We start from the raw sequence: 11,033 nt of genomic DNA, 5'->3' as shown, positions 1-11,033 counted from the left end.
ATTTATCTACATAGGACTTTAGCTGATTATCATTAAACAAAACTTCATCTATGATAATATTGTTGCCTCTAGAGCCAAGCATATGCGCAAAATCAGCCATTGCGCCAAACAATTTATCTCCAGTTGGTTTTGATTTAACTGACATGAGAGGCCCACGCTCATTCTCTCCAGGTACAAAATCAAAATATTCACTATCTTTACCAGGTGATGGATATGGCGTCATCTCGATAAATGTATCAACGCCAAAGGTGAGCCACTGTTCATTGCTTAAATACTGTATGCTTCTTGCGATCGAGGTCTTGCCGCTAGAACCAGCACCATTTAATAAAATTATTTTATTCATTTATTACCTTGACTCATAAATAACCTTGTGATATTCACCTTCACTCTTAAACATTAACGATAATTTTCCTGTATTTGCCGTGGATCAACTAGTCATCACCTAACGCTTCAATATCCAAACTGCAAATAGCCGGTAATTTAGCATTGATTTTTTCTATGTCCCAATCCCACCAAGCAATCTCCAAAAGGCGAGCAATTTTCTTTTCATCAAAACGCATTTTAACAATTTTGGCTGGATTGCCTGCAACTATAGCGTAATCAGGTACATCCTTTACAACAAAGCTGTTTGCGCCAATGATCGCACCATTCCCAATTGTCACGCCATTTCTCACCATACTATTGTACCCAAACCAGACATCATTTTTTACGATAATGTCACCCTTAATAGGTAATTGATTTACATCATATAAACTTTCCCAACCATTTTTAAAAATTGGAAAAGGATAGGTGCTAATAGCATCGAGTTTATGATCACCTGTCATAATAAATTTAGTTTCAGCAGCAATTGCACAAAACTTCCCAAAAACAAGTTTTACCCTGTCAGTTTGATAATTATACAATACATTATTTTCTTCAAAATTCTTAGCGCCATATCGCCTATCATCATAGTAAGTATAATCTCCTACATGTATATTAGGAGATGAAATAATGTTTTTTAAAAACACAAGATCTTCATAACCATCAAGTGGTGTTTTAGTATTAGGGTTGGGCCCTTTATTAGCCAAATTTTTTGAATTGTTTTTACTCATTTATTACCTCATCAATAATATTTTTCTGTAACAAAGCCTCTGGACTACTTTTATCTGTGATATTGCAAAGTTCAAATGTCGCTTTCCACAGCACCCAGGCACGTGCTCTAAGCCATGTATCATCATCTAACCCCATTTCAGATACAAAAACATCTCGTGCTTTACCGCTGAAGAAAGTCCAAGCAATGACAAGATCGCAAGCAGGATCTCCCATAGCAGTACCACCAAAATCAATCACACCTGATAATTTATTATCTTTGATGAGTATATTACCAACGGCAAAATCACCATGGATCCAAACGGGTGCTTTGTTCCATTTAGTAGCACAGGCTCTTTCCCAAAACTCTAAAGCGCTATTGCTATCTATAATATCTGCTAATTTAGCAATTTGTTCACGGGCTCCAGAATCGTAAACACTAACATGATCGCCTCGCCACCAATTATGCTGACCAGGACCTGGCCCTTCTACATCAGTAATAGCTTGCAGTTCTTTCAAAAAAGTTGCTAGCTCAAAAGCTAGGCTTTCTAGTGATTGCTCATCAAGAGTTATATGATTGGCACTGCGACCATCTAACCATTTGTAAATAGAAAATGGATACGGATAATCCTCAGATGGTTTTCCCATTTTTATAGGCGCAGGAATTGCGACACTTAAATGCTTTGCTAACTTTGGCAACAGTTCTTGTTCTTTAGGTACCTTAAGAGCATAGCTTTCGGCTGTTGGCATGCGGATAAGCATATCATCACCAATTCGATAAGTTCTGTTGTCGTGGCCTTGTTGCTCAACCTCGGTTACAGTTAAGTCTGCATATTCAGGAAATTGAGTGGCTATTAGTTTTTTTGCGAGTTTAATCGTAATCATGATAAGACCTTGTTAATTAATTCAGGAGCTAATAGTTGTAAATTTAATATAATTGGAATGGTTTGATTGACCTGCTCAATACCTAAAGCTCGTTGCTCTAAATCTTTGTCATTGCATGACCTTTTGATGTTATAGAAAAGCCAATTTATCCAATTACCTAAAACACCATTAAATGCTGCTTCTAAATTTTGAAGATCAAATAGCTCTTTATCATTTTTATAGGTTGCTATCATCGCTAAGAATATATTCCCATCAAAGTTTTTGATTATCCCAGACCAATCTAAAGCAGCATTAATTATTTCATATATAGGATTTAATTTTCTTGCAGATTCCCAATCTATTAAATATGGCGTTGCGTCATTATCCCATAAGACATTCTTTTGATCTAAGTCACCATGGCTAACAACAGTTTTACCCTTTAAAATATCAATGGACGAATTGTATTCTCTATTGGCTTTTAAAATAGCATTGAGATTTTTATCTAGTATGTTAAAGATTTCAGGAGATCTGATCTTTGCCAAGTTTATTGACTCTAGAATCGCTTCATCTTCATGAAAATCAAAAACAGCATCAGATAATTCAGGAATATGTATATTAAGCTCGTGCATTTTGTAAATTATTTTGGCTATCTTACATGCATAATCAAGATTAACCTTATCGCTTTCTAGAGCTTTAGCGTTAACCCACGGATATATTAAATATCCAGTGCCATCTGTAATAAGCATGTGTTTTTTAGATGCACTGATGGCTGGCACAGCATTAATGTCTTTTTTCAAAAAAACTTCTGAAATATTCTCTGTCAGCTCATAGTTCTTTACTATTGATTCGTTTGATAAATCAATGTCTTTTGATAACTCTTTTACAGCATAAGCCCCTTTGTCAGTTTCAACATGATACATCTTATGAAGAAGCCCACCATAGATTTTTTTTGGCGTAGTAACAGCTGTTCCAATTCCAAAATGGCTTAACAATAATTCTAAGTGACTATCGTTCATACCAGCACCTTATTGGAAGCATTACTAACAAATGTATAAATAATTCTCTTTGGTTGATCTTTGTCAAAATCAATTAATTTTGTTTTTTTTTCAAAAACATCAGCAGTAAATTTGCTAATAGCGCTTTCCCAAAACTTAAGTGCTAAAGTGTTTTCAGGTATTACAGATACTTCCCACTTGCCAGGATGCATTTGCCAAATTTTTTCAGCAGCAATTTTGCCTACTCCATGTCTTTGGTATCTACCCAGTATAAAAAACTCTCCTACATTCCAATCTGAATCTTTGCAAGTTACAGCTTGATTAAGCAAGATAAATCCAGCTACGTCATCATATACCTTTACCAGATATACTTTACGCGTGCTTTCTTCAAAATAATTTTTAAAATCAAAGCTTTCAAATAGGCCATCTACAGGCAAACGCCAATCATCTGAAATATGCCCACATTCTTTAGATAAGTCATATACGTAAAACCTGGCCATGTTTTGGATCATTGAATAATCACTAATACTGGCAAGTTCTACGGTCACAGCAGGTGAGAATTTCTTAATTAATAAATGATGCGGCTTACCGCTGCCACTGCAATCACCGCCCATGACGAAATCAGCAACGTGCTTAAAACCTGCCTTTTCATATACTCGTTTGGCTCTAGGGTTGTCACTTGTAGGGTCAATTAAAAAGGTATCTGCCTTTTCATCAAATGAATCTCTGAAAAAATCGATAAATTCAATTAATGTTTGAGCACCATACCCTTTGCCGATATGATCGATGCTACCAATCATATAATCTAAGCTGTAAGTATGACCTGTTCTAGATAAATATGATAGCTTTAATTCACAAATATCATCCTTGATTGTCTCGCATATTGTCATTAGCATTGCGTACGGCTTGCCAGAATCTAATGCAATCCAATAAATGTATTTACCATCGCAATAATTTGATGGTTCTTTTCTACCGTCCATAAAATTTAAGATATCATCTTTGTGCCCCTGAGTATTATCCCAGAATTTCTGTACATGGGGCTCTGCTAACCATGAGAAAATTATTTCTTTATGAGCAGTGTTTGCTTTTTTAAATTTAATATTACTACTCATCGTTACCCCCAGCTTTCATATCTAAATTCACTTTATTTATATGCTCCATTATTTTATCAGCGACTATGTCTGGGCTTAGATAGCTAATTTCTAATGCGAGCAAATTAGGGTGATGGATTGATAGCAGTGGACCATTATCTTCAGCATCCTGTGGATCGATAGATTTCCATCTTTTTCTACGTTCAGGTTTCGTCAGTCGAATTAAATGCTCATCTTTGGTAATTTCAAATTTAACAGGTATAAATGTTGAGCCTCTAGATTTCGCCATATTTTCGACTTGTTCATACATTTCTCTGTCTTCATTTGTTTCAGCAAGACAATTTGTAAGAACATAATTTTTATTAGGTATTTTGGTTAAGAAATTTAAAACTTCTGTTCTAATTTTAGCAATAGAGTCCCATGCAAAATCAGGTATTTTGGTATAACCATCATATTGTAATAATTCAAAAATAGGGTTATTAATGAGCTGATTATCACAAATGATGAACTCATATTTTTTTGCTAGTGCTTGCACTATAGTATACTTGCCAACACCTGGCTTTCCCGTTAAATAAATAATGGTTGATTGGCTGCTCATTCTTTACCTCCAACAACTGTGCCTTGGTGGTATATAATTACCCAATTATCATCTTGTTTTCGCCAAATGGTAGACCGCCTAGTAACTCTATCTTCATCCTGAATCAATATATAGGTAATTAGATAATTATCCTGAGCAATTTTAACCACATCAAAATCTTTAGCTTCCCATATATCGATGTAATTGGGATCATCATACCTTTTTAATAAGGTTGTTATCACATCGTCTCTAGAATAAACGTTACCCGATGCACCTACTTCCCAGAACCCTTCACTAGTTAAGTTAAGTAGGGCTTCTTTAGTTGAGCCACATTTATCTGGGTGGTGAAATAGTGGTTCGCGCATAGCCAATTGATTGAACATAATATTTTTCAATCCATTATTAAGGCTTTTATCTCTTAACATTAAAAATATTTGTTCTTTTGAAGAAGATCTGACAACCGTGAAACCAGCTTTAGAATAAGATTCTATAGCAAATTTGTTAGTTAATGCTGGATCAACCAAGGCATAATCAAATTTTGTAAACGCATAACTATCTAAAAATAATTCTAATGATTTGGATCCAATACCTTTGCCAAGATAATTTTCATCACCAATAAACATGTCTATTGCAGCTAGTGAATTAGGTAAATCATTTAATTGATATCCATCTCTTGAAAAATCATACGCATTGTAATACTGGATATAACCTATAGGGGTATCGTCAAAATAAATTATAAATGCATGTATTGGTTTGCGCTCAGAGCCAATATTTTTATAACCATCCACATAAGATCCGTATTTTTCCTGTATCAACTCTGGCGTGTAATTGACATCAGTATCCCACCACCTCTTAACATGGGGCTTTTGCAACCATTTAAGTAAATTTGCAAAATCTGTAGTAGCAAGAGGCTTAAAGATTATCTTCATTTATACTCCTTTCAGCCAGCTGTTAAATCTTTTAGGCACTGCATGAAATCATCAAAATTATTATTAATAGGCAAAAAATACTCTTGCTCAAATTTATCCATAATCTTTGTCGCGCGTTTGATTAATTGCTTGCCTGCAGGAAGAAGTTTTGGGTACTTAGCTCGTTCATCGCCATCAATATGCTTGCGTTCAATCAAACCGCGTTTTTGCAAAGTGCGCAGTACATGGGAAGTCATTGTTACATCAGAGTCAGTTAATCTCGCCAGATCATTCTGTGTTGGTTTTTGGCGCTTAGATTCAAGTGATTGCAATACACATAAAAAAACATACTGCATTATTTTATGAGTTGAGTACCAAGTATCAAATAACACTGTTTTAAAAGGTATTTGTTTACTGTATACAATACTATTAAGCATTTCTAATAAATGATCTATCTTTGTAAGACCATCATGATCAGGGGAAAATATTCTGTAGTCAATAACCCAATATTTTTCAATATCTGGATTATAATAAACTAAGTTAACTATTCCTATTCCTGTAGTTACTCCTCCAGCTGCTCCGCTATACTGTGTTCTAGCTACTTCTATTTTCTTTGTATTACGTTTATTTAAAACAGTATCATCAAATATTATATATGCATTTTCTGATGGTATTACATCTGGTGATATATACTCCCATAATAATGATGGAGTATATTTACCTTTAGATATAAAGCGGTTAATAACATCATGAGAACACTTCTTTGCATGCTCAGCATAGTAAGTAATACTATAGTTCTTTTGACTTACTGTCAGAAACTGACAATAATCAATTCTACTTATTTCTATTGCTTTCAATTTTTTTAAAAAATATGTCGTTTGGAGTAATTTTACTAAATTTTATGACTTATAGCGTAAGTTTTGCAAATAATCTCAAAGCATAATATAACTGAGAGAACATTTTTTAGGATTAAGAAAGGTGGCTATGACTATCTATTTAAATATAAGATTGAAGAATTTACTTTAGATATGTGCGATTGAATATGATAAAATACTCAAATATTATAATGATCATTAACATATATAATAAAATATTTATTTATTCAAATGATCATTTATAGCTTCTATTACGATATCTCTTATTTTTCTATCTTCTTCTACAGATTTTAATTTGATAGCTTTATGCATAGATTTTGGTATTTCAACATTTAATCTTTCTGTTGGCTCTTTAATATCAACTATTGCTTTATTTTGATAATTATTTGACTCATCAATAAAATTATCTATTTTTTTCTTTTTTATATCTGAAAACTTACTCATTATCTAGCCTCCATAAATTCAGTAGCTATCTCATTTATTTCTTCTATAGCTTTTTGATCATCAGATTCAAAGACTGTTTTACCACCTTCATCGCAATCATCATATATGTTTCTCATCATAGTTATACCTGCTAATGGTCTAATGCCAAAATCAATACATACTTCTTTAGCTTCAGATATCCTATAAACTTGAGATGGTAGAGAAGGACATTGAGTAAAAACTATTCTAGCTACTAATTTACTATTTAAAGATTGAGCTTGTTCAACTAAATCTGACATATGCGGTAAAGTTTTTAAATCTCTTCTTTTAGGTCTTAAAGGTATTAAAATTTTATCGGCAACTGCCATAGCTGAGCGAAGTGGTTTGCTATCATGTCCGCCAACATCAACTACTACTACATCATATCTACTAGATTGATTAATCAGCTCTATATTTATTTTTCCTGACATCTGTACGCAACTTATTTTCTCTAATGACTTATCTTCTGACCTTACTTGATACCAATCCCAAGTAGTTGCTTGTGGGTCTGCATCTACAAGCAAAACATCCATATTTTGCTTCATTGACAACCAAACTGCTAAAGATTGAGATAAACCACTTTTTTGTACCCCACCTTTCTCACTACCAACAACAATTATTTGTCCCATATATAGCTCCTTTTCAATTGTGTATTTTAATAATACATCATAACTTCAAATATTAAAATGATCATTTTAATATTTTTCATTAAATTATATGAAATAATGATTTTTTTATCAAATGATTTTATGATTATGTATGCAAAAACATAGATTAACACAATTGCTATTATGAAATTATTTGGTAGTCTGATTGAAGTCATATGACTTCTAAACCATGTTTATCAATAATGTTAAGAAGTCTTAATATAGCTCCTTGAGCTTTCTTTTGACCTCCCTCTAAAGCCATAACCATTTTAGGACTAATATTAAGATATTTAGCAAAAATACTTTGACTGACATTCTGCTTTAGTCTTAGCTCTTGGATTTCCTCTGCTGTATAAATATGCATTTCTTCTATTTGACCAATATCATCACTAGTTAAATCTCTTAGAGTTTTTTTATTTATAATATTAGCTTCATGTAGATCATTTGCTAAGTCATTTATGCTATCTCTCAATGTACTCATTTGTCTATCTCCATTAACTTATTAGTATTTATTAGATCTATGATTTGATCTTCTGTTAAATTAACCAATAGTTTTGATAATTTTTTTAAATCTATAAGTTCTTTATCTGAAATATTGGCTTTATCATTTTTAGCAAATGCATGTAACCATATAGTTAAAGAAGATTCTTTAAATACAATTATTGTTCTGCTAGAGCCACTTTTTCCCTTACCCTCAAAAGAAACTCTTATCTTATATAGTTGACTACCTAGTGAAAATCTATTTTTACCATTATCATCTAAGCTTATAAATTCAGTCAAGCTATCTTTTAGTTGCACATCTTCTAGTTTTAGTTTCTTAGCAATTTGTGCAAATTTTTTAGTTTTTAAAAGTTTCATTATCAATAAAGCCACTTATGTACTACATAGTAGTATACTACTATTATTAAAAATATTCATTCTTTATTTTTCTATTTCTACATATCAGTTTACAGCTGTCTCAAAAAACGATCGTTTTTTGAGAGTTTTAAAATAATGGCTAAATTATAGCAAATAATGTACTATTTACTCATCTCATAAATCAAAGTTTTAAAAACTCATAATTTTCATGGAAAATAGGAATTATGCCAAAGGTAGTAGGATATGCTAGAGTAAGCACTAAAGATCAAGACCTAAACTCTCAAATAGATTCACTAAAAAGTCATGGTTGCGATGAGGCTAATATATTCTCCGATATTATTTCAGGAGTCAAATCAAAGCGAGATGGATTAACTAATTGCCTATCTATTTTAGAAACTGGAGATACATTATTAGTTTGGCGACTCGATAGGTTAGGGCGTTCAATATCTCATTTAATAAATCTAGTTGAAAATTTAGGAAAGAGAGGTATTAGTTTCAAATCAATATCAGATGGAGCAATAGATACTACTACAGCTTCAGGAGAGCTTATATTTAATATTTTCTCATCACTAGCTCAATTTGAACGCAAACTTATACAGGAAAGGACTATGGCTGGTTTATCGGCTGCTAGGGCTAGAGGTAAGCTTGGCGGTCGTAAAAAAATAAGCAAAGATAATCCGAAAGTAATAATGGCAAAAAACATGTACAAAGATCATGCTATGTCTATAGATAATATTTGCTCAACTCTTAAAATATCTAGATCTACATTTTATAGATTTATAAAACTCTAAAAATAATAATGGTTACATAAGTGTCAAAATAAAATATAATCAAAAAAGAAAGCATACAAACAAGCATCTTATGTATGCTTTGTTTGTTATTTTTTATTTAACTATTAGTTGTTTATTATTAGAGAAAGCTAAAAGTATTGATATATATAGGTTTTATCCAAATAAAACGAACAATTTGGTGTAATAAACGAACAATTTGGTGTAATAAACGAACAATTTGGTGTAATAAACGAACAATTTGGTGTAATAAACGAACAATTTGGTGTAATAAACGAACAATTATATTTATTTGTTTGTTTTTGTTATTTAATATGTTAAATTTAGAGGTATGCTATAAATGAAACAAATGAGCATAATGGAAAAAAGTTTTTATTTAACAAGTTTATTTACAGATATTAAAACTCAATCATGGTCATCATCAGATATAAAAATAGCATTATTAATAATAAAGAAGCTCAATGAGCATAAAGTATATTTGCCTGATTTATCTGAAGTTGAAGATTTGGATCAAGAAGTAAATAAAAGGATAAAAGAAATACCTAAAGAAATGTTTATATCTAGATCAGAACTAATTAGTATTTTAGATATTAAAAGTAACCATTTAGCAAGAGAAACAAATAAAATAGTTCGCTCAATGCATAATAGATCAATTATAAATGCTTATGACTTGATATATGATAAAAATACTAAGGGGATTGGTGGTGTCTCTTGGTTTGAATATTTTAAACATAATGTAAATGGCGGAGTAGATATTAAATTTACAGAGACCTCATTAAAAATACTACTATTAATGATACGATATGTAAGGATTGATCTTAAAACAATTTTGAGTCTTAACAACAGCTATTCAATATTATCATTTATATTTTTTAAGACATTGAAAGACGCTTCTAAAAAAATAGAAGAAGTAATAGATATTAATGAGTTTAAAGAAAAGATGGGGTTAAAAGGTAAATATTCTGAAATAAACCTGTTTAGAGTTAGAGTTTTAGATGTTATTAAAAAAGAAGTAAATAATAATACAGAAATTGATTTAAAATATGATTTGATAAAAGAAGGAAGATCTTTTAAAAAAATAAAATTTTCTTTTAATTATAAAGACTCATATAAAAAAGATAGTACTGAACCCGACAAAAGTCTGATAGATTTTGATTTTACAAATATAAAATCTCCATTTGAACAAATTTTTAAGGGTTGGGGAATAGGACGTAATAAAATAAAGGAAATTGAAGATAAATATAGTTTAAATACCATTACTAATGCTATCAAAGTTACTAAAGATGCGATAGAGAAAGACTCTATCAAAAAATCACCAGCATCTTTCTTTTTAGGTACCCTTGAAAATAAACAACTACAAGAAGAAGTAGCTTTTGAACAAGTGCAAGGAAATCTAAGGAAAGAGCAAGAGAAAAAAGAAATGGAAGCATTAGCTTCTGAATATGATTCAATTCAAAAATTCATAAATGATCATTCTGATGAAATATCAAATTACCTTAGCATAAAAAGTGGTGGTGGATCCTTTGAACTTTCTTTAAATATATCTGATGAACTTGCTAATATTGCTTGTATTGATATTAAAAAATTCAAAGATTTTAGACCTAAATTTGCAGTTTTAGATCAAGGATTTTTTGATATGAAGGAAAAGAGAGAAGTTAGACCTAATATGTATATTTTCTTAACTTTAATAAAAAAATATTTAAATACTGGAAATATTTAAATATCATTTCCTTGTTCTAATTCCCATTGAACTCCATATTTATCAATAAAATAACAGCTATTCTCAGTGAGCCTTCAAAGCCATTAAAATCAATGTCTAGTTTTTAACTCTTTCGCACTAATTTTCATTAATATCTACTAAATCATTCCACATTATTAGATAATTACATACAAATATTAA

Annotated in this window: 14 protein-coding genes; 2 read left to right on the top strand and 12 right to left on the bottom strand. The window is 31.3% G+C overall.

What is annotated here, in order from left to right:
* The 12 genes from F3D59_RS09665 to F3D59_RS09605 all read right to left on the bottom strand — a co-directional run.
* The coding region (locus tag F3D59_RS09665; RefSeq protein WP_224721191.1) for a phosphotransferase-like protein at positions 1–343 on the bottom strand (343 nt) is incomplete at its 3' end.
* An 88-nt stretch (positions 344–431) separates the two neighbouring features.
* Positions 432–1,091 (bottom strand): CatB-related O-acetyltransferase, encoded by a 660-nt coding sequence (locus F3D59_RS09660; protein ID WP_150464735.1) that lies wholly within the window; start codon positions 1,089–1,091, stop codon positions 432–434.
* On the bottom strand, positions 1,084–1,953 hold the full coding sequence (locus tag F3D59_RS09655) for an aminoglycoside phosphotransferase family protein (protein ID WP_150464734.1): 870 nt from the start codon (positions 1,951–1,953) through the stop codon (positions 1,084–1,086). The genes F3D59_RS09660 and F3D59_RS09655 overlap by 8 nt, the downstream gene beginning before the upstream one ends.
* Complete coding sequence (locus F3D59_RS09650; RefSeq protein WP_150464733.1) at positions 1,950–2,948, bottom strand: phosphotransferase; 999 nt, start codon at positions 2,946–2,948, stop codon at positions 1,950–1,952. The genes F3D59_RS09655 and F3D59_RS09650 overlap by 4 nt, the downstream gene beginning before the upstream one ends.
* On the bottom strand, positions 2,945–4,039 hold the full coding sequence (locus F3D59_RS09645; protein WP_150464732.1) for a GNAT family N-acetyltransferase: 1,095 nt from the start codon (positions 4,037–4,039) through the stop codon (positions 2,945–2,947). Before F3D59_RS09645 ends, F3D59_RS09650 begins: the two co-directional genes overlap by 4 nt.
* Entirely contained in the window at positions 4,032–4,616 is a 585-nt protein-coding gene (locus F3D59_RS09640) for a hypothetical protein (protein WP_150464731.1), read from the bottom strand. Before F3D59_RS09640 ends, F3D59_RS09645 begins: the two co-directional genes overlap by 8 nt.
* On the bottom strand, positions 4,613–5,524 hold the full coding sequence (locus tag F3D59_RS10135) for a GNAT family N-acetyltransferase (protein ID WP_224721190.1): 912 nt from the start codon (positions 5,522–5,524) through the stop codon (positions 4,613–4,615). The genes F3D59_RS09640 and F3D59_RS10135 overlap by 4 nt, the downstream gene beginning before the upstream one ends.
* A gap of 11 nt (positions 5,525–5,535) precedes the next feature.
* Positions 5,536–6,360, bottom strand: coding sequence for a MarR family transcriptional regulator (locus tag F3D59_RS09625; protein WP_150464730.1), 825 nt, complete (start codon positions 6,358–6,360; stop codon positions 5,536–5,538).
* Positions 6,361–6,597: 237 nt separating this feature from the next.
* Positions 6,598–6,822: a hypothetical protein gene (locus F3D59_RS09620; protein ID WP_150464729.1), complete on the bottom strand. Its 225-nt coding sequence runs from the start codon at positions 6,820–6,822 to the stop codon at positions 6,598–6,600.
* Positions 6,822–7,469 (bottom strand): AAA family ATPase, encoded by a 648-nt coding sequence (locus tag F3D59_RS09615; RefSeq protein ID WP_150464728.1) that lies wholly within the window; start codon positions 7,467–7,469, stop codon positions 6,822–6,824. The genes F3D59_RS09620 and F3D59_RS09615 overlap by 1 nt, the downstream gene beginning before the upstream one ends.
* 190 nt (positions 7,470–7,659) lie before the next feature.
* A complete protein-coding gene (locus tag F3D59_RS09610) occupies positions 7,660–7,968 on the bottom strand; it encodes a helix-turn-helix domain-containing protein (protein WP_071513706.1) in 309 nt (102 codons plus the stop codon).
* Positions 7,965–8,345 (bottom strand): type II toxin-antitoxin system RelE/ParE family toxin, encoded by a 381-nt coding sequence (locus F3D59_RS09605; protein WP_150464727.1) that lies wholly within the window; start codon positions 8,343–8,345, stop codon positions 7,965–7,967. The genes F3D59_RS09610 and F3D59_RS09605 overlap by 4 nt, the downstream gene beginning before the upstream one ends.
* A gap of 224 nt (positions 8,346–8,569) precedes the next feature.
* Between F3D59_RS09605 and F3D59_RS09600 the strand changes: the two genes are divergently transcribed.
* Both F3D59_RS09600 and F3D59_RS09595 read left to right on the top strand, forming a co-directional pair.
* A complete protein-coding gene (locus tag F3D59_RS09600) occupies positions 8,570–9,136 on the top strand; it encodes a recombinase family protein (RefSeq protein ID WP_150464726.1) in 567 nt (188 codons plus the stop codon).
* Positions 9,137–9,473: 337 nt separating this feature from the next.
* The gene (locus tag F3D59_RS09595) at positions 9,474–10,853 is read left to right on the top strand and encodes a replication initiation protein (RefSeq protein ID WP_150464725.1); all 1,380 of its coding nucleotides are present in this window, start codon (positions 9,474–9,476) and stop codon (positions 10,851–10,853) included.
* The last annotated feature ends 180 nt before the right edge of the window (positions 10,854–11,033 follow it).

This window comes from Francisella sp. XLW-1, from assembly GCF_008711455.1.
In the GTDB taxonomy this organism is placed as follows: Bacteria; Pseudomonadota; Gammaproteobacteria; order Francisellales; family Francisellaceae; genus Francisella; species Francisella salimarina.
This window is presented reverse-complemented; position numbering and strand designations above follow the sequence as displayed.